The 17,805-nt window shown below is 70.2% G+C and carries 15 protein-coding genes; 5 read left to right on the top strand and 10 right to left on the bottom strand.

What is annotated here, in order from left to right:
• Nucleotides 1-68 precede the first annotated feature (68 nt).
• From ACGFNV_RS08780 to ACGFNV_RS08760, 5 genes are all read right to left on the bottom strand, one after another.
• Nucleotides 69-2,396 (bottom strand): ABC transporter permease, encoded by a 2,328-nt coding sequence (locus ACGFNV_RS08780; protein ID WP_393620620.1) that lies wholly within the window; start codon nt 2,394-2,396, stop codon nt 69-71.
• The gene (locus ACGFNV_RS08775; protein WP_393620618.1) at nt 2,393-3,085 is read right to left on the bottom strand and encodes an ABC transporter ATP-binding protein; all 693 of its coding nucleotides are present in this window, start codon (nt 3,083-3,085) and stop codon (nt 2,393-2,395) included. The genes ACGFNV_RS08780 and ACGFNV_RS08775 overlap by 4 nt, the downstream gene beginning before the upstream one ends.
• Nucleotides 3,082-3,606 carry a PadR family transcriptional regulator gene (locus ACGFNV_RS08770; protein WP_133927324.1) on the bottom strand — a complete coding sequence of 175 codons (525 nt, stop codon included), beginning with the start codon at nt 3,604-3,606 and terminating at the stop codon, nt 3,082-3,084. The genes ACGFNV_RS08775 and ACGFNV_RS08770 overlap by 4 nt, the downstream gene beginning before the upstream one ends.
• 104 nt (nt 3,607-3,710) lie before the next feature.
• Nucleotides 3,711-3,959 (bottom strand): hypothetical protein, encoded by a 249-nt coding sequence (locus ACGFNV_RS08765; RefSeq protein WP_393620616.1) that lies wholly within the window; start codon nt 3,957-3,959, stop codon nt 3,711-3,713.
• Entirely contained in the window at nt 3,956-4,888 is a 933-nt protein-coding gene (locus ACGFNV_RS08760; protein ID WP_393620615.1) for an SPFH domain-containing protein, read from the bottom strand. Before ACGFNV_RS08760 ends, ACGFNV_RS08765 begins: the two co-directional genes overlap by 4 nt.
• Before the next feature lie 243 nt (nt 4,889-5,131).
• Between ACGFNV_RS08760 and ACGFNV_RS08755 the strand changes: the two genes are divergently transcribed.
• Nucleotides 5,132-7,525, top strand: a complete 2,394-nt coding sequence (locus ACGFNV_RS08755) for a transglycosylase domain-containing protein (RefSeq protein ID WP_393621469.1) — start codon at nt 5,132-5,134, stop codon at nt 7,523-7,525.
• 69 nt (nt 7,526-7,594) lie between these two features.
• On the opposite strand, the gene ACGFNV_RS08750 is transcribed toward ACGFNV_RS08755, so the two are convergent.
• The 3 genes from ACGFNV_RS08750 to ACGFNV_RS08740 all read right to left on the bottom strand — a co-directional run bounded on the left by ACGFNV_RS08750 (nt 7,595) and on the right by ACGFNV_RS08740 (nt 12,277).
• Entirely contained in the window at nt 7,595-9,823 is a 2,229-nt protein-coding gene (locus tag ACGFNV_RS08750) for a SpoIIE family protein phosphatase (RefSeq protein WP_393620613.1), read from the bottom strand.
• 295 nt (nt 9,824-10,118) lie between these two features.
• The gene (locus tag ACGFNV_RS08745; RefSeq protein WP_393620612.1) at nt 10,119-10,808 is read right to left on the bottom strand and encodes a DUF402 domain-containing protein; all 690 of its coding nucleotides are present in this window, start codon (nt 10,806-10,808) and stop codon (nt 10,119-10,121) included.
• Nucleotides 10,809-10,891: 83 nt separating this feature from the next.
• The gene (locus ACGFNV_RS08740) at nt 10,892-12,277 is read right to left on the bottom strand and encodes a class II fumarate hydratase (protein WP_393620611.1); all 1,386 of its coding nucleotides are present in this window, start codon (nt 12,275-12,277) and stop codon (nt 10,892-10,894) included.
• A 148-nt stretch (nt 12,278-12,425) separates the two neighbouring features.
• Here ACGFNV_RS08740 and ACGFNV_RS08735 point away from each other — a divergent pair, with 148 nt between their 5' ends.
• The gene (locus ACGFNV_RS08735; protein ID WP_393620609.1) at nt 12,426-12,941 is read left to right on the top strand and encodes a SigE family RNA polymerase sigma factor; all 516 of its coding nucleotides are present in this window, start codon (nt 12,426-12,428) and stop codon (nt 12,939-12,941) included.
• The gene (locus ACGFNV_RS08730; RefSeq protein WP_393620607.1) at nt 12,938-13,438 is read left to right on the top strand and encodes a hypothetical protein; all 501 of its coding nucleotides are present in this window, start codon (nt 12,938-12,940) and stop codon (nt 13,436-13,438) included. Before ACGFNV_RS08735 ends, ACGFNV_RS08730 begins: the two co-directional genes overlap by 4 nt.
• Nucleotides 13,439-13,525: 87 nt before the next feature.
• Here ACGFNV_RS08730 and ACGFNV_RS08725 read toward each other — a convergent pair whose 3' ends face one another.
• Nucleotides 13,526-15,217, bottom strand: a complete 1,692-nt coding sequence (locus tag ACGFNV_RS08725) for a fumarate hydratase (protein ID WP_393620605.1) — start codon at nt 15,215-15,217, stop codon at nt 13,526-13,528.
• 166 nt (nt 15,218-15,383) lie between these two features.
• On the opposite strand from ACGFNV_RS08725, the gene ACGFNV_RS08720 reads away from it, so the two are divergent.
• Nucleotides 15,384-16,079, top strand: a complete 696-nt coding sequence (locus tag ACGFNV_RS08720) for a DUF1707 domain-containing protein (protein ID WP_393620604.1) — start codon at nt 15,384-15,386, stop codon at nt 16,077-16,079.
• A 114-nt stretch (nt 16,080-16,193) separates the two neighbouring features.
• Entirely contained in the window at nt 16,194-16,565 is a 372-nt protein-coding gene (locus tag ACGFNV_RS08715) for a WhiB family transcriptional regulator (protein ID WP_393620602.1), read from the top strand.
• 203 nt (nt 16,566-16,768) lie between these two features.
• Here ACGFNV_RS08715 and glpX read toward each other — a convergent pair whose 3' ends face one another.
• The gene (gene glpX, locus ACGFNV_RS08710) at nt 16,769-17,803 is read right to left on the bottom strand and encodes a class II fructose-bisphosphatase (RefSeq protein WP_393620601.1); all 1,035 of its coding nucleotides are present in this window, start codon (nt 17,801-17,803) and stop codon (nt 16,769-16,771) included.
• Between the last annotated feature and the right edge of the window lie 2 nt (nt 17,804-17,805).

Raw genomic sequence — 17,805 nt, 5'->3', positions numbered from 1 at the left:
GGACCCTGCCCAAAACGGGCCAGGCCCCTCCCCGGGCGGGGAGGGGCCTGGCGGCCAGGGGCGGGTGCTCACTCCGTGCGCAGGCCCTCCGGCCGCATCAGCCGCACCAGCGGCGGCAGGCTGAGCAGGGTCACCACCAGGACGACGGCGGCGCCGATGCCGGTCATCGACAGCACGCTCGCCCAGTCCACGCTCACCGGTGTGGCGGTCATCTTCAGCAGCACGATGCCCAGCGTCAGTCCGACCGCCGAGGCCAGAGCCAGGCCGAGACCGATCGGGATCGCCGTCTGCCACAGCACCGACAGGCTCAGCGTGCGGCGCCGGGTGCCGAAGGCGACCAGCGACGACAGCAGCTTGCGGCGCTCACGCAACTGCTCCAGCTGCGACACCAGCAGGCTCGCGCCGATCAGCGCCAGCACGCAGGCGGCGCCGACGAACAGGCCGGTGCGGACCTTCTCGAAGGACTCCGCGCGGGTGCTGGACACCCACAGCATCGGTTCGGTGAGCGGGTCGATGCGCTGGGCCGTGTTGCGGACGTACTCGGGTGCGTCGGCCACCGCCCGGTCGAGAGCGAGGTACATTTCCCCGTTGACTACCTGCTCGGCCCCGGCGGGCAGCGCCTTCGTCGTCAGCAGGAAGCCGCCGCGCTTCATCCCGTTCGGGGCGGTGATGGACTGCGCCTGCTTCACGTCCGCCGGAATCTTCCAGGCGACCGGCTTCTGCCCGCCGTCGCCCTCGATCGAACCGAACCACAGCGTCCTGCCGGGCTTCTGCAGACCGGGCGACAGCTCGTCGTCGCCGCCGCTCACGGCGAAGGCGTCACCGTCCTCGCACGAAGGCAGGGAGGCCACCTCGCGCAGGGCCGCGCAGTCGGCGACGGTGACCTGGGCGAAGTTCTCCGCATTCTCGCGCCGGTCGCCGATGAAGCCCTCGCCGAAGGCGTAGACCTTCCGTACGCCCTTCGTCGCCTCGAAATCGGCCGTCGCCTTCGCGAGCGGCACCCCCTCGGGCGTGGTCACCTGCATCTGGACGAGGCTGAGGTCCTGGTCGGACTCCTTGGTGTACTGGCCCTGCACCCCGGAGAACAGCATCTGCAGCGCGATGGCGCCCGCTACCGCGACCGCGATGCCGTTGACCATGCGGGCGGCGGTGCCGCTACTCAACTGCAGCCGCCGGATGGCAAGTTGCCAGGCGACCCCGCCGGAGCCGAGCCGGGCGACGACCGCCTCCACGGCCCACGGCAGCAGCGCGGTCACCCCGACGAGCAGCAGCAGGACACCACCGGTGACCTGGTACTGGTTGAACTCCCCGCTGTCGCGGCCGTTGCCGATCATCGGGTAGAGCAGTCCGAGCCCGCCCAGCGGCAGCAGCAGCCGCCACCACAGCCGGCGCCGCGGGGGCTTCGCGGTGCGCACCACGCCGAGCGGCTCGATCACCACGCCCCGCAGCGCGAACAGGGTGACCAGCACGGCGGCGGCCGGTACGGCCACCGCGACCAGCAGGGCCAGCAGGGGCGAGGGGTTCAGATAGCTCGGAAACACGCTGGTGTCCTGAAGCTCCATGGAGCCGGCGGCCTCCCGGCCGATCAGGAAGAAGACCGTGCCCAGGGCCAGGCCCACCACGGAGCCCGCGAGGGCCTCGCCCGCGGCGATCCGCCGGGTCATCCGGCTGTCGGAGCCCACCAGTCTGAGGGCCGCCAGCCGCCGGTCCCGTCGCTCGCCGCCGAACCGCACGGCCGCGGCGATGAACACGCCGACCGGCATCAGCAGCACCAGGAACACGATGAGGACCAGCAGGAGAAGGACGGGGTCCGTCTGACTCTTGGTCGGGTGCGCGTCGCCGAACCGGTCGATGCGGGCGATCCGATAGGTGTCGTCCGAGAGCACGAGCTTGTCGGTGCCGCGGAAGAAGGTGAGTTCCTGGGAGCCGATCAGGCCGGACTCACCGATGGTGCCGATGATCCGTTCCGGCAGCCGCTCCCGCAGCAGCTTCCCGTCGTCGGAGTCCAGCAGCCGCTTCAACGCGGGGGAGACCACCATCTCGCCCACCGCCGGGTACTTCGCGACGCCTGGCGGCAGGGGCGCCTTGGGCCCCTCGGGCTGCACGTCCCGCCCGCGCACCTCCTTGTCGCGGAAGCTCGTCCCGGCGTCGGCGACCAGCAGCGTGTCGTCCGCCTTCGGGATTTTCTTGTTGTTGTACGTGACGTCCGTGCGCGCCTCCTCCCGGTCGTGCCGGACGGACAGCGCGCTGGGGATCGCGGTGGTGAGCAGCAGCAGTGCCACGCCGAGTCCCACGCCGACGGCGGTGAGCAGCATCCGCGCCCACCCCTCCCGCCCGCCGGCGAAGGCGAACCTGGCCCCCATGCCCAGGTCCCTGGCCCACTGGCGCACCTTCATATGGCGCGCTCCATGTCCCTGGACTTGCCGTCCCGTACGACGATCTCGCGGTCGGAGTAGGCGGCGACCCGCGCCTCGTGCGTGACGAGCACGACGGCCGCGTTGGCCGAGCGGGCGGCTTCCGTCAACAGCTCCATCACGCGTTCGCCGTTGAGCGAGTCGAGCGCGCCGGTCGGCTCGTCGGCGAACAGCACCCGCGGGTTGGTGACCAGGGACCGGGCCACGGCCACCCGCTGGCCCTGACCGCCGGAGACCTCGCCGGGCCGCTTCTTGCGCAGGTCGTCGACCTCGAGCCGCTCCATCCAGCTGATCGCGGCCCGCTCGGCCTCCTTGCGGGAGGTGCCGTTGAGCCGCAGCGGCAGCGCCACGTTCTCCACGCAGGTCAGCTCGGGCACCAACTGGCCGAACTGGAACACGAACCCGAACTCCGACCGGCGCAGCGCACTGCGCTGGGCGTCGCTCATGGTGGCCAGCTCGCGGCCGTTGTACATGATCGACCCGGAGTCGGGCGTCACGATCCCGGCGAGGCAGTGCAGCAGGGTCGACTTGCCGGACCCGGAGGGGCCCATCACGGCGACGACCTCACCGGGGTGGATGGAGAACTCGGCGCCGTCGAGCGCGGTGGTCGGCCCGTACGCCTTGCGCAGGTCCTGCGCGGCGAGCAGGGAACCGGGGGGAAACGACGTCATGGGGAAACCACCTCACGGAGCTTGTCGAGACGCGCGGCCGTCAGCTCCAGCCAGCGCAGGTCCGCCTCCAGGTGGAACAGCGCGTGATCGCAGATCAGCTGGTCGGCGAGGTCGCCCTTGCGCTTGCGGTCGGTGAGGATGCGCATGCTGCGCAGGTGCTCCGAGCGCTGTGCGTCGAGGATGTCGGCCGCGTTGCGCTGGGTGAGCAGCGCGAGGACGACCTTGGTGTACAGGGTCGACTGGAGGTACGGCTCGGGCTTCTCCGGCGTCGCGAGCCACCGCTCCACGTCGGTGATCCCGGCGTCGGTGATGGCGTAGCGCTTCCGCTCCGGGCCGTCGCCGGCCTCGATCCCGTCGACCTCGACGAGCCCGTTCTTCAGCAGTCGCGACATCGTCGAGTAGACCTGGCCGTAGTGCAGCGGCCGGTCGTGACCGAACTTCTCGTCGAAGGCCCGCTTGAGGTCGTAACCGTGGCGGGGTCCGGACTCCAGGAGTCCCAGGAGGGTGTGACCGATGGACATGGGAGCACAGTACACACGGTGTATACGCCGTGTGTATACGCGAGGTGTGTAGGTGGTCGCATGGCGTACGGCCGCGCAGGTGGCGGCCGTTTGTCACGGTTCTGCTACACGCCGCCGCCGCCGTCGCTCGGCGGCCGGCCGCGCCGGGGCAGTGGACCGGCGTCGCCCGGCAGGCGCCCGGCCTCCTTCAGGGCCCTGCGCAACAGGAACTCGATCTGCGCGTTCGCCGAGCGCAGCTCGTCCCCGGCCCACCGGGCGAGCGCCTCGTACACCGACGGGTCCAGCCGCAGCAGCACCTGCTTGCGCTGCTGCGGCCGACGCTGAGGGCCGCCGCCCTCGGAAGGAGCCGTCACTGGTAGAGGGTCCCGGTGTTCAGCACGGGCTGCGGCGCCCGGTCCCCGCACAGCACGACCATCAGGTTGGACACCATCGCCGCCTTCCGTTCCTCGTCCAGTTCCACGATGCCCTGCTCGGTGATCCGGGCCAGCGCGGCCTCGACCATCCCTACCGCCCCGTCCACGATCTGACGCCGGGCCGCCACCACCGCACCGGCCTGCTGGCGCTGGAGCATCGCCGAGGCGATCTCGGGAGCGTACGCGAGGTGGGTGAAGCGGGACTCGATGATCTGCACCCCGGCCGCCTCGACGCGCGCGTGGAGTTCGACGGCCAGCTTCTCGGTGATTTCCTCGGCGTTGCCGCGCAGCGAGAGCCCGTCCTCGTCATGGGCGTCGTAGGGGTACTCGATGGCGATGTGCCGTACGGCCGCCTCGGTCTGGGTGGAGACGAACTCCAGGAAGTCGTCCACCTCGAAGCTGGCCTGCGCGGTGTCCTCGACCTTCCACACCACGACCGCGGCGAGCTCGATCGGGTTGCCGTAGGCGTCGTTGACCTTCAGGACGGCGGTCTCGTGGTTGCGGACCCGGGTGGAGATCTTCGTACGCGAGGTGAGCGGGTTCACCCAGCGCAGCCCGTCCTCCCGGATGGTCCCCCGGTAGCGCCCGAAGAGCTGCACCACCCGCGCCTCGCCCGGCGCCACGGTGTTCAGGCCGCACATGGCTATGAAGGCGGCGAGGGCGACCAGGATGCCGAGCACGATCAGCGCGGCCTTGGCGCCGGTCACGGTCACCGCCGTGGCGGCGACGATCATTCCCGCGCCGGTCGCCAGGCCGAGCAGGCCCAGGAGCAGGGCGAGTCCGCCGCCGATGCTGTGCGCGGCGAACTCCCGCACACGTGGGGCGGGCATCTCGGGTGCGTCGGGCGCGTCGGATGGGTGAGTCGACATGGTGTCCCCCGTTTCGTTCACTAGCTTGCCTCTATCTAAGTGATATCACATTAACGCCTGGAGCAACCCTCCGCCGTCCTCAGCCGTCGGTTCCCTTGGGGGTGGTGCTGATTGTCACGCCCCCAAAACACGTGATCGACGGACCTTTGTCACATCTCCCGGTGTTAGCTTTCTGAGCTGACCTGACGGGCGAACCTGTGTGACACATGAGCACACATGAGCGAAGCGGAGCAGATCGGACTCATGGGACGAGCGGAAGAGAGAAGAGCGCGACAGCGTGGTGGTCGCCGCGCGGCGCCCAAGAACCGCCGTTCGTCGCGGGCAGCGGTCGCGGAGACGAGCACGCCGAGCGCGGAGACGAGCACGCCGAGCGCGGGCAGGAGCGCGAAGCGGGCCGCAGGCGCGAAGAGGGGCGCGGAGAAGAAGAGCCTCATACGTCGGCTCTTCACCTGGAAGAAGATCCTCGGCACGTTCCTCGGTGTGTGCCTGCTGGGCATCGGCGGCTTCATCGTGCTGTACCTGATGACGCCGATCCCCCCGGCGAACGCCGACGCCAAGCTCCAGAGCAACGTCTACAAGTACAGCGACGGCTCGATCATGACCCGGGACGGCGACGTCAACCGTGAGCTCGTGGACCTCGCGGAGATCCCCAAGCCCGTCCAGCGCACCTTCGTCGCCGCCGAGAACAAGTCCTTCTACCACGACTCCGGCGTCGACCTGAAGGGTACCGCCCGCGGTCTGCTCAACACCCTCTCGGGCAAGGGAGCCCAGGGTGGCTCGACCATCACCCAGCAGTACGTCAAGAACTATTACCTGACGCAGGAACAGACCGTCACGCGCAAGCTGAAGGAACTGGTCATCTCGCTGAAGCTGGACCGGGAGAAGTCCAAGGACTACATCCTCGCCGGCTACATCAACACCAGCTACTACGGCCGCAACGCCTACGGCATCCAGGCCGCTGCCCAGGCCTACTACCGCAAGGACGCCGACAAGCTCACCGTCGCGCAGGGCGCCTACCTCGCCGCGCTGCTCCAGGCGCCCAGCCAGTACGACTGGCAGGCCGCGGGCCCGGTCGGCAAGAAGCTGGTCAAGCAGCGCTGGAACTACGTCCTGAACAACATGGTCGAGGAGGGCTGGCTCGACAAGAGCGAGCGCCAGTCCCTCAAGTTCCCGTATCCCGAAGAACCCAGGCCCTCGCCCGGCATGAAGGGCCAGATCGGCTACCTGGTGAACGCCGCCAACACCACCCTGCAGAAGCAGCTCGTCGCCCAGGGAGTGGCCGAGAACGCCAAGCAGGCCGAGGCCATGGTCGGCGCCGGCGGCTGGACGATCACGCTCAACATCGACAAGAAGAAGCAGGCGGCGCTGGAGCAGTCCGTCAAGCAGCAGCTCACCAGCAAGCTCGACCCGAAGAAGCGCAAGGTCGACGGGAACGTCCAGGCCGGTGCCGCCTCGGTCGACCCGAAGACGGGCGCGGTCGTGGCGATGTACGGCGGCACGAACTACTTCGACCACTACACCAACAACGCCACCCGCCGGGACTACCAGCCCGCCTCCACGTTCAAGCCGGTGATCCTCGCCGCGGCCATCGACGAGGACGCCGAGACGCAGGACGGCGACCCGATCACGGCGAACACCATGTACGACGGCACCAGCAAGCGGCCCGTCAAGGGCAGCGACATCGGATTCGCCCCGGAGAACGAGGACGACCGGGACTACGGCCCCGTCACCGTCCAGACGGCGATGAACAAGTCGATCAACTCCGTCTTCGCGCAGATGGGCGTCGACGTCGGCATGGACAACGTGCTCAAGGTCGCCAAGGACCTCGGCATGGACACCGAAGGCCTGAAGGCGGTGCCGGCGCAGACCCTCGGCACCATGGGCGCGAGTCCGCTGGAGATGGCCGGCGTCTACGCCACCCTCGACAACCACGGCAAGAAGGTCACCCCGGCCCTCATCAAGTCGGTGGAGAACAACGCCCACACGGTCACCCAGCCGAAGCCGGTCGGCGAGGAGGTCATCAGCCGCGAGGCCGCCGACACGGTGACCTCGGTGCTCACGGGCGTGGTCGACGACGGTACGGCGCAGGATTCGGTCCGGAACAACCCCCTGCGCGACGGCCAGAAGGTCGCCGGCAAGACGGGCACGTCCGACAACAACAAGTCCGCCTGGTTCACCGGCTTCACACCGACCCTGGTCACCTCCGTCGGCCTCTTCGGCGAGGACGCCAAGCCCCCGCACGCGCAGGTCACCCTGACCGGCGCCACCGGCCTCATCACGCCGCCCCCGGGCCGCATCAACGGTGGTGGCTACCCGGCGAAGATCTGGGCGGCGTACACCTTCGGCGTCCAGACCGAGGTCACCAAGTTCGACCTGGAGACCAAGCAGGGCGCGGCGGTCCAGCAGCCGTCCAGGTCGCCGAGCCCGACGCCGACGCCCACGCCGTCGGAGTCGCCCTCGTCGTCTCCGTCGTCCTCGTCGCCCTCGCCGTCCCAGTCCTCCTCGTCCCCGTCCCCGTCCCAGTCCTCGCCGAAGCCCTCCCTGTCCCCGCCCGTGTCCCCACCGGCAAGCCCGTCCCCGCCGACGCCGTCGGGCCCGGAAGACCCCCTGGACCCACAGAACAGAGAGCAGCAGTGACCTGAGCACATGAGGAAGGGCGCCCGGTGAGATCACCGGGCGCCCTTCCTCATGTGTTCCAGATGCGGTTCAGCCTCTGTTGAGCTCGAACCACACAACCTTCCCGGTACTCAACCGAGTGGCCCCCCACCGCCGGGCCAACCGATTCACCAGATACAACCCACGCCCACCCTCATCAGTCGCCCGGGCCTGCCTCAGCCGAGGCAACTGCGGCACGTCGTCCCCGACCTCGCACCGCAACACATCCGTCCGCAACAACCGCAACGTGATCGGCCGAGAGGCGTACCGCACCGCGTTGGTCACCACCTCACTGACCAACAACTCCACCGAGTCGCTCATGTCCTCGAGCCCCCACCGCGACAACGCCCGCCGCGCCAACCGCCGGGCACGGCCGGGTGCCATCTCCTCGGGCTCCAGGAACCAGTACGCCACATCGCTCGGCGCGATCCCGTCGAACCGCGCGGCGAGCAGCGCGATGTCGTCGTCCCGGTCGCCCGGTCCGAGCATGTCGAGCACCTCGTCGCACAGGGCCTCCAGGGGCGGCGGATGGTCCGGCCCGGTCAGCTGCGCGGTCGCGGCCAGCTTCTCGCGCAGCTGCTCTATGCCGGTCCACACGTCCCGCAGCCGCGACTCGACGAGCCCGTCCGTGTACAGCAGCAGCGTCGCCCCGGCGGGCGCGTCCAGCTCCACCGCCTCGAAGTCGACGCCGCCCACGCCGATCGGCGCGCCCGGCGGCACCCGCAGCACCTCGGCCCGGCCGCCCAGGTGCAGCAGGACGGGCGGGGGGTGGCCGGCGTTGGCGATCGTGATGCGGTGCGATACGGGGTCGTAGACGGCGTACAGGCAGGTCGCCATGCGGTCGGTGCCCAGCCGCTGCGCCTGCTCGTCGAGGTGGTGCAGCACCTCCTGCGGCGGCAGGTCGAGCCCGGCGAGGGTCTGCGCGGTGGTGCGCAGCTGACCCATGATCGCCGCGGACGTCATGGAGTGGCCCATGACGTCGCCCACCACCAGCGCCACCCGGCTGCCCGGCAGCGGGATCGCGTCGTACCAGTCGCCGCCGACCCGCGCGGTCTCGGCGGCCGGCAGATAGCGGGACGCCAGGCGCACGCCGGTCGGCCGGGGCAGGGTCTCGGGCAGCATGGTGCGCTGGAGCTCGTCGGCGATGTACGCCTCACGCCCGTACAGCACCGCCTTGTCGATGCCGAGCGCGCTGTGCGTGGCGAGCTGGGCGGCGACCAGCAGGTCGTCGGCCTCGAAGGCCATGCGCTCCGGGCGGCGCAGGAAGACCGCGGCGCCGATGACGCGGCGTCGGCCGCGCAGCGGCGCGAGGATCGCCCGCTGGCCCTCGGGTACGACGAAGTCGGGGCTGTCGCCGAGGAGTTCCGGCAGCGCGGCCACAGCGCCCGGGGAATCGGCGAAGACCGGCCGCACCCCGCGCAGGACCTCGGCGAGCGCTCCGCCGTTGCGCACCTCGCACAGCTCGGCGGTGACGGCCGACAGCTCGGACGGCTCCGGCTGCGGTGCGGGCAGCGCGAAGCCGAGTTCGGTGTCCCGTTCGGTCGGGATGCGGTCGGTGCGGCGCAGCCGCAGCAGGAGGGGGCCGGTGGGCCGTTCGTCGCCGACCGGCAGCGGGTCGCGCAGATAGACGAGGATCGCGTCGGAGAAGGTCGGCACGGTGGCCCGGCACAGACCCATCACGATCTCGTCGAGGTCGATGCCACGAGCGATCCGGCGGGTCGCGGCGCCGACGAAGCGCAGCCGGTCGCCGTCCCGGCGCATGGGCGTGGGCCAGCCGGGCGGCAACCCCTGCCCGGTGCGCCGCTCCTGCGCCTCCTGCGCCTCCAGTTCGTCCTGCCCGTCCTGGATGTTCAGACCGTCCCGTCCGTCGTGGGTGTGCTGTCCGCCCTGCTCGCCGTGTCCGTCCTGGCTGTCCTGTCCGTCCTGCTTCGGTTCCTCGCCCGCGGGCGCCTGTGCGCCGTCGGCCGGCTGGGCCGGGATCGTCTCGGTCGCGGGGCGCGGCCGGTGGGTGTCGGGTTCGGTGACGGCGGCGGGCTGGGAGTGCTCGGGGCCGGCGGCGACCGGGTCCGTGCCGTTGCCGCCCGGTGCCGTCGTACCGGAGGGCTCACCGGTACGGGCCTGTGCTGTCTGCGAGGTCTGCGAGCACGGTGCGGCCTGTGGTGGTAAGGCGGCCGCGCCGGGCGCGTGCGCCGGCGTGGAGGTGTGCAGGAGCGCCCCGCGGGGGTCCGTGGGGTCGACGCCCGCCTGGGGGCGTTCGTAGGAGATGGGGTGCTCCGTCACGCGTGTCGAATCCGTCCGTCCGGGGCTGCGCGCCGCGCGTGCAGTTGGTCCCGCAGAAATCCCGATACCCGGAATGCATGCCCCAGGAACGGAATTCCCGCGTGGTCAGAGGTTGTTCCTGTGCCACCGGTGGACCGGGCGCGGCCCGTACCGGTGGTGCCCTCGTACCCGTCGCTCACGTCCTGCCGCCCCTCGGTGACGTTAGGTCAGACTCGGCGCCTGCTCCGGGAGTTGCTGCTGTGCGCCCTTGCGGAGGACGATCCTACGTTTGTTGCCCCGGGGCGCATCAAGGGTCTCATGAGGACACGTACGCGGGCGTACGGTCCCAGTCCTCCGGCAACAACGGTACGTCCCAGGACGGATCGGGGCGCCAGTGCTGCCAGCCGTCCGAGTACGGCGGGCCCCAGGCACGGATCACCTCCACCGCTGCCCGCCCCGCCTCGCGCACCCGCTCGGCCAGCTCGTCGTCGACCAGTCCGTCCCGCTGGGCCTGCGCGAACTCGTCCTCGTCGCGCCAGTGCCAACTGCGGTCCGGGTGGACGGAGATGTCCAGGAAGTGGTCCTCGGAGTCGACTCCGCCCTCCCACCGGACCAGCGGTTCCTCCAGGTTCACGTACCAGTTCTTGAACAGCCAGCCCGGATCCCAGAACAGCCACACCGACCACGGCTCACCGGGTCGCGCGACCTTCAGCACACCGGTGCCGAACCACCGGTCGCGCTGCACCGCGCGCGGCTTGGTGTACCGCGTCTCCAGCGGTTCGAGGTGCACGGGCGTACCGTCGGCGAGCACGGGCTTCACGCACTCCGTCCCCGGCGCCAGCCACACCGCGAGCAGTTCGTCGTCGTCGCGGACGACGGTCACGGGACGCGCGATGTGAAACCGCTCACCGGCGTTCTCCCGGTACCGCCAGAGGATGTGACTCCCTGGCGCCCAGTGGTGCGTAGGAACCGCTTCCACTCGTCTCACCGCTCCGCCCTCTGCCATGCCCAGATATTAGGTGCCATGGGCATACGACGCTGCGGTGCGTGTCACGGTTCACGCCGGGGGCGTACGGATGACGCGAACGGTTACGGGCGCGTCATCCGCAGGACATCAAGGGCCTCGTCGAGCTGCTCGAGGGTGAGGTCGCCGCGGTCGACGTAACCGCTGTCCAGGACGACCTGACGGATGGTCTTGCGCTCGGCGAGCGCCTTCTTGGCGACCTTCGCGGCCTCCTCGTACCCGATGTACTTGTTGAGCGGGGTCACCACCGACGGCGACGACTCGGCGTACTCGCGGGCCCGCTCGCGGTTGGCGGTCACGCCGTCCACGGTGCGGTCGGCGAGCAGCCGGGAGACGTTGGCGAGCAGCCGGATCGACTCCAGCACGTTCTTGGCGATCACCGGGAGCATGACGTTGAGCTCGAAGTTCCCGGCGGCACCCGCGGTGGCCACCGTGGCGTCGTTGCCGACGACCTGCGCGCACACCATGAGCACGGCCTCGGGGATGACGGGGTTGACCTTGCCGGGCATGATCGAGGACCCCGGCTGGAGGTCGGGGAGGGCGATCTCGGCGAGGCCGGTGCGCGGCCCCGAGGACATCCAGCGCAGATCGTTGGCGATCTTCGTCAGGCCGACGGCGATCGTGCGCAGCTGCCCGCTGGTCTCCACGATGCCGTCCCGGGCACCCTGCGCCTCGAAGTGGTCGCGTGCCTCGGTGAGCGGCAGCCCGGTGGTGCGGGCGACCTCCTCGATGACGGCGGCGGAGAAGCCGGGAGGCGTGTTGATGCCGGTGCCCACCGCCGTGCCGCCCAGGGGCAGCTCGGCGAGCCGGGGGAGGGAGGCCTGGAGCCGTTCGACGCCGTACCGCACCTGCGCCGCGTAGCCGCCGAACTCCTGTCCCAGGGTCACCGGCGTGGCGTCCATGAGGTGGGTGCGCCCGGACTTCACCACGTCGGCGAACTCCTCGGCCTTGCGCGCGAGGGAGTTGGCCAGCTGGTCCAGCGCCGGGACCAGGTCACGCTCGACGGCGGCGGTGGCGGCGATGTGGATCGAGGACGGGAAGACGTCGTTGGAGGACTGCGAGGCGTTCACATGGTCGTTGGGGTGGACGTCCCGGCCGAGCCGCTCGCTCGCCAGCGTGGCGATGACCTCGTTGGTGTTCATGTTCGACGAGGTCCCGGAACCGGTCTGGAACACGTCCACGGGGAAGTGCTCGTCCCACTTCCCCTCGGCCACCTCGGCGGCCGCGTCCTGGATCGCCTGGGCCACGTCCTTGTCGAGGACGCCCAGTTCGGCGTTGACCTTGGCGGCCGCCCCCTTGATCCGCGCGAGCGCCTCGATGTGCGCGCGCTCGATGCGCTGTCCGGAGACGGGGAAGTTCTCCACGGCGCGCTGCGTCTGGGCCCGCCACTTGGCGTCCACGGGGACCCGGACCTCGCCCATGGAGTCGTGCTCGATGCGGTAGTCACTCATGCCTGGTACAGCGATCGGCGCGGCCGGGATGTTCCGGACCCTGGGCCGCTCGGGTGCATCCAGACGCTGTGATCCAGCTCTCACCAAACCCGTGCAGCAGACCGGGCGGTGTCCACGTCGAGGACGGGTGACAGGAAGGGAGGCGCGTGTGGAGACGGACTTCCACGGTTTCGTCACCGCCCGGTCGGCCGCGCTGTTCCGGGGCGCCCTCGTCTTGACGGGCAACCGGGACGCGGCGGAGGACCTGGTCCAGGAGACCCTGGAGCGGGCCTGCCGCAAGTGGCGCACCATAGCGGCCAAGGACGCCCCGGACGCCTATGTGCGCCGGATCATGGTGAACCTGGCCAACGACCGCTGGCGCCGCTTCCGGCGTACCGTGCCGCACCCGGACGGCCCCGACCGGGCCGCGCCGGGCGACGAGTACGGACAGGTCGACAGCAGGGACCAGTTGGTGCGCGCGTTGCAGCGACTGCCCATGCGGATGCGTACGGTCGTGGTGCTGCGGTACTTCCACGACCTCTCCGACGCGGAGATCGCGGCCGACCTGGCCATCTCGCCGAGCACCGTGCGCTCGCAGCTGGCCCGGGGCATCGAGAAGCTCAGAAGCGAGGTCCCCGCGCTCTCCGCCCCTTCACCGCGGCAGCCCCAGGGAGGAATCCGATGACGTCGTCCGATGCGCGGCCCTCCGGCTGCACACCCTTCGAAGAGGAACTGGTGAACGCCATGAAGAACTACGCCGACTCCGCCGACGCGCCCGCGTTCGACGCGCCGGGGATCGTGCGCCGTACCCGCCGCCGGCGGACGGTGGGCATCGCCGCCGTCACCGCCGCGCTCGTGGTGGCCGGTGCGAGCACCGCCCTGGCGTCGATGAGCGGCGGTGACGGTGTCCGCGGCAGCGTCGCGTCGAGCGGTGCGGCCCGGAGCGGGAAGGACACCGTCGTGGTGGTGGGCAAGCCCGGGGACTCGTTCACCATCGACTTCGCCGGCCTGGACCTGGTGTTCGCCAAACAACTGCTGCTCAAGTCCCGTTTGGAGCTGGGGACGGTCGGCAGGGCGGACCCCGAGGGCTGCAAGCCCGGCTCGGTCATCGCGGCCGACCCGCACAGCCCGGCCCTGGTGCCGGTGGGCGGCACGGTGAATCTCACCCTCTGCTCCCGCTGACCGGAGACGCCCGCCCCTGCTCGCATCAGGGGCGGGCGTCCGTCACGGGGTCAGGCGTCCGTCACAGTGTCAGGCGTCGTTACGGAGTCAGCCCAGGCCCGGACCGCGGACCGGGATCGACGTGAACGTCGGTGCGGGCGCCGGGTCCTTGAAGAAGTCGTTGCCCTTGTCGTCGACGACGATGAACGCCGGGAAGTCCTCGACCTCGATCTTCCAGACGGCCTCCATGCCGAGCTCCTCGTACTCGACGACCTCGACCTTCTTGATGCAGTCCTGGGCGAGACGGGCGGCGGGCCCGCCGATGGAGCCGAGGTAGAAACCGCCGTGCGTGCCGCACGCGTCGGTGACCTGCTGCGAGCGGTTGCCCTTGGCCAGCATCACCTTGGAGCCGCCCGCGGCCTGGAACTGCTCGACGTAGGAGTCCATGCGACCGGCGGTCGTCGGACCGAACGACCCCGACGCGTAGCCCTCGGGGGTCTTGGCCGGACCGGCGTAGTACACCGGGTGGTCCTTGAGGTACTGCGGCATCTCCTCGCCCGCGTCAAGGCGCTCCTTGATCTTGGCGTGCGCGATGTCACGGGCCACGACCAGCGGGCCGGTCAGCGAGAGCCGGGTCTTCACCGGGTACTTGGTCAGCTCGGCGAGGATGTCGTCCATCGGCTGGTTCAGGTCGATCCTCACGACGTCGCCGGCCCCCGCGGCGGAGCCGCTGTTCGACTCGGTGAGGTGCTCGTCCGTCGTGTCCGGCAGGAAGCGCGCCGGGTCCGTCTCCAGCTGCTCGAGGAAGACGCCCTCGGCGGTGATCTTCGCGACGGCCTGCCGGTCCGCGGAGCAGGACACGGCGATCGCGACCGGGCAGGACGCACCGTGCCGGGGGAGGCGTACCACCCGCACGTCGTGGCAGAAGTACTTGCCGCCGAACTGCGCGCCGATCCCGATCTTCTGCGTCAGCTCGAAGACCTTCTCCTCCAGCTCCTTGTCCCGGAAGCCGTGACCGAGCGGCGAACCCTCGGCCGGGATCTCGTCCAGGTAGTGCGCGGAGGCGTACTTCGCGGTCTTCAGGGCGTACTCGGCGCTCGTACCCCCGACGACGATCGCCAGGTGGTACGGCGGGCAGGCGGCCGTGCCCAGCGAACGGATCTTCTCCTCCAGGAACTTCATCATGGAGGCCTCGTTCAGGACGGCCTTCGTCTCCTGGTACAGGAACGACTTGTTGGCGGAACCGCCGCCCTTCGCCATGAACAGGAACTTGTACGCGCCGCCGTCGGTGGCGTACAGCTCGATCTGCGCAGGGAGGTTGGAGCCGGTGTTCTTCTCCTCCCACATGGTGAGCGGAGCCATCTGCGAGTAGCGCAGGTTCAGGTTCAGGTAGGCGTCGTAGATGCCCCGGCTGAGCGCCGCCTCGTCGCCGCCCTCGGTCAGCACGTTCTGCCCGCGCTTGCCCATCACGATCGCCGTGCCGGTGTCCTGGCACATCGGCAGCACGCCCGCCGCCGCGATGTTCGCGTTCTTCAGCAGGTCCAGCGCCACGAACTTGTCGTTGCCCGACGCCTCGGGGTCGTCGATGATCCGGCGCAGTTGCGCGAGGTGGGCCGGGCGCAGGTAGTGCTGGATGTCGTGGATGGCCTCCTCGGCGAGCTTGCGCAGCGCCTCCGGCTCGACCTTGAGGAACGTCCGCCCGTCGGCCTCGAAGGTGGAGACACCCTCGGAGGTCACCAGCCGGTAGGGGGTGGTGTCCTCTCCCATGGGGAGCAGATCGGTGTACTCGAACTCAGGCATCTCAGCCCATTCCTCACTCGACAGACGGCGCCCGCCTCCGTTGGCGGGCGCCCACCAGCGTAGAACCTGCCGCCGACGGGGAGCTTGTGAGGTAAGGCTCAGTCCAGGGCCGCGGAGTTGTCCACAGTCCTAGTCGCGATCTATCGCGTTTGGGTACGCTGCTGCCGTGGACCTTCAGAAGCAAGCCCAGCAGCAGGACACGGCGGCGCGCCCCTCGGAACTGCGCGCGTCGGACGCCGACCGTGACCGCATCGCCGACATCCTGCGCGACGCCCTCGCCGAGGGCCGCCTGACCGCCGAGGAGCACGCCGAGCGCGTCGAGGGCGTGCTGGCCGCGAAGACGGTCGGTGAGCTGGAGGTGTTCATACGCGACCTGCCCGCCGCCCACCGCACCACCCCGACGTACACGGCCGCACCCCACCGCCCCACGGCCGACGCGATACCGGTCGACCCCGACGAGAACGTGGTGGCGGTGTTCAGCAGCGCGATGCGCAGGGGCCGCTGGCGCGCCGGGCGCCGCATCCACGCGTACGCGATCTTCGGCAGCGTCGAGATCGACCTCAGCGAGGCGCTGTTCGAGTACCAGCAGGTCGTGATCAAGGCGATCTCGGTCTTCGGCAACGTCGAGGTGCGCGTCCCGGAGAACGTGTCGCTGCGCGGCACCGGCGGCGGAGTCCTGGGCAACTTCGAGGTCGACACGATCGACGCGCCGGACCCGGACGCCCCGGTCGTCTACCTCGACGGCTGGGCCGTACTGGGCAACATCGAAGGCAGGCCGAAGCGCGGCAGGCTCGTCGCGGACATCCTCGATCGTGTGCAGCGCAAGGTCGACAGGAGTTTGCACAAGCATCTGGATCGTTGACGGTTGCCAATCCGCCAAAGCCGGCGGTTGGGAACTCAGTGCATAGGCGCGCGCACAGCGGGTAGGGCTTGCTCCATCGTCTCTCGCTCGCGAAGCCGTCGTCAGGAGTAGACCGTGCTGCAACCGCCGCATTCGTCCCTGCAGGTAGCCGCCGTTCCGGCCCAGCGGGTGCCAGCGCGAGAAAGGGACCAAGAGGCTCCCTGGCACACCGAGGCGGTGTGCCGCCGCGACGAGGCCGGCCTCTTCTTCGCCCCGTCCAAGGAGCCCACCGCCGCCCGCCTCTCCCGCGAGGAGGCCGCCAAGCGGGTCTGTGCCCGGTGTCCCGTGATGGTCGAGTGCCGCGAGCACGCCCTGCTCCAGCCCGAGCCCTACGGCGTCTGGGGCGGCCTCACCGCCGCCGAACGCCGAGTGGTCCTGGCCAGGCGCCGCCGCCGCGACCTCGAACTGAAGAAGGCGTCCCGCTCGGCGGACCGCATAGCGGGCTGACCCCGAACACAGACAGGGCGCCCCCTCCGCACCGGGGGCGCCCTGTCTCTGCTGAATGCCGGGGCGTCATTCCATCAGGGGCGAGGTGACTCACCCAGGGGCGCGGGGCTGTGTTCGACATGCGGCTCCGCCGCGTGGGCGCGACCAGCCACAACCGATCCGCATTCGCCCACGACCCGCACCCCCCGGCACTGCCTGCGCGGCTACTTCGCCCTGTCGAAGTCGATCGCGCTGTAAGCCCGCAGCTTGCTCAACCGATGCTCGGAGTCGATCCGCCGAACCGTCCCGGACCGAGACCGCATCACGATCGAATCGGTCGTCGCCGTCTCCGACCGGTACCGCACCCCCCGCAGCAACTCCCCGTCGGTGATCCCGGTTGCGACGAAGAACACGTTCTCACCGGTCACCAGGTCCTCCGTGGTGAGCACCCGCCCCAGATCGTGCCCCGCGTCGATCGCCCGCTGCCGCTCCTCGTCGTCCTTGGGCCACAGCTTGCCCTGGATCGTCCCGCCCAGACACTTCACGGCACAGGCGGAGATGATCCCCTCCGGCGTACCACCGATGCCCAGCAGCAGGTCGACGCCGGTGCCCTCGCGCAGCGCCAGGATCGACCCGGCCACATCTCCGTCGGAGATGAGCTTGATGCGCGCGCCGGCCTCCCGGATCTCGTCGATGATGCCCGCGTGGCGCGGCCGGTCGAGGATGACGACGGTGACGTCCTCGGGCGTGGCCCGCTTGGCCTTGGCGACCCGGCGGATGTTGACGGCCACCGGCGCGTCGATGTCGACGAAGTCGGCAGCCTCGGGGCCGGTGACGAGCTTGTCCATGTAGAAGACGGCGGACGGGTCGAACATGGCGCCGCGCTCGGTGGCCGCGAGCACCGCGATCGCGTTCGGCATGCCCTTGGCCGTCAGCGTGGTGCCGTCGATGGGGTCGACGGCGATGTCGACCTCGGGCCCGGTGCCGTCGCCGACCTGCTCCCCGTTGAAGAGCATCGGGGCCTCGTCCTTCTCGCCCTCCCCGATGACGACGACACCGTTCATGGAGACGGTGGAGACGAGGGTGCGCATGGCGCGTACTGCGGCGCCGTCGGCGCCGTTCTTGTCGCCCCGCCCGACCCAGCGCCCGGCGGCCATGGCGGCGGCCTCGGTGACCCGCACCAGTTCCAGGGCGAGGTTTCGGTCGGGGGCCTCGGAGGGGACATCGAGTTCGGACGGCAGCGAATGATGCTCGGTCATCG

It is taken from the genome of Streptomyces sp. NPDC048751 (assembly GCF_043198595.1).
Taxonomy (GTDB): domain Bacteria; phylum Actinomycetota; class Actinomycetes; order Streptomycetales; family Streptomycetaceae; genus Streptomyces.
This window is presented reverse-complemented; position numbering and strand designations above follow the sequence as displayed.

What these genes read in the sequence shown, in the direction of transcription:
- ACGFNV_RS08770 (WP_133927324.1), bottom strand. Translation starts at nt 3,606, where the DNA reads ATGTCCATCGGTCACACCCTCCTGGGACTCCTGGAGTCCGGACCCCGC.
- ACGFNV_RS08755 (WP_393621469.1), top strand. Translation starts at nt 5,132, where the DNA reads ATGGGACGAGCGGAAGAGAGAAGAGCGCGACAGCGTGGTGGTCGCCGC.
- ACGFNV_RS08780 (WP_393620620.1), bottom strand. Translation starts at nt 2,396, where the DNA reads ATGAAGGTGCGCCAGTGGGCCAGGGACCTGGGCATGGGGGCCAGGTTC.
- ACGFNV_RS08745 (WP_393620612.1), bottom strand. Translation starts at nt 10,808, where the DNA reads ATGGCAGAGGGCGGAGCGGTGAGACGAGTGGAAGCGGTTCCTACGCAC.
- ACGFNV_RS08740 (WP_393620611.1), bottom strand. Translation starts at nt 12,277, where the DNA reads ATGAGTGACTACCGCATCGAGCACGACTCCATGGGCGAGGTCCGGGTC.
- ACGFNV_RS08730 (WP_393620607.1), top strand. Translation starts at nt 12,938, where the DNA reads ATGACGTCGTCCGATGCGCGGCCCTCCGGCTGCACACCCTTCGAAGAG.
- ACGFNV_RS08775 (WP_393620618.1), bottom strand. Translation starts at nt 3,085, where the DNA reads ATGACGTCGTTTCCCCCCGGTTCCCTGCTCGCCGCGCAGGACCTGCGC.
- ACGFNV_RS08760 (WP_393620615.1), bottom strand. Translation starts at nt 4,888, where the DNA reads ATGTCGACTCACCCATCCGACGCGCCCGACGCACCCGAGATGCCCGCC.
- ACGFNV_RS08725 (WP_393620605.1), bottom strand. Translation starts at nt 15,217, where the DNA reads ATGCCTGAGTTCGAGTACACCGATCTGCTCCCCATGGGAGAGGACACC.
- glpX (WP_393620601.1), bottom strand. Translation starts at nt 17,803, where the DNA reads ATGACCGAGCATCATTCGCTGCCGTCCGAACTCGATGTCCCCTCCGAG.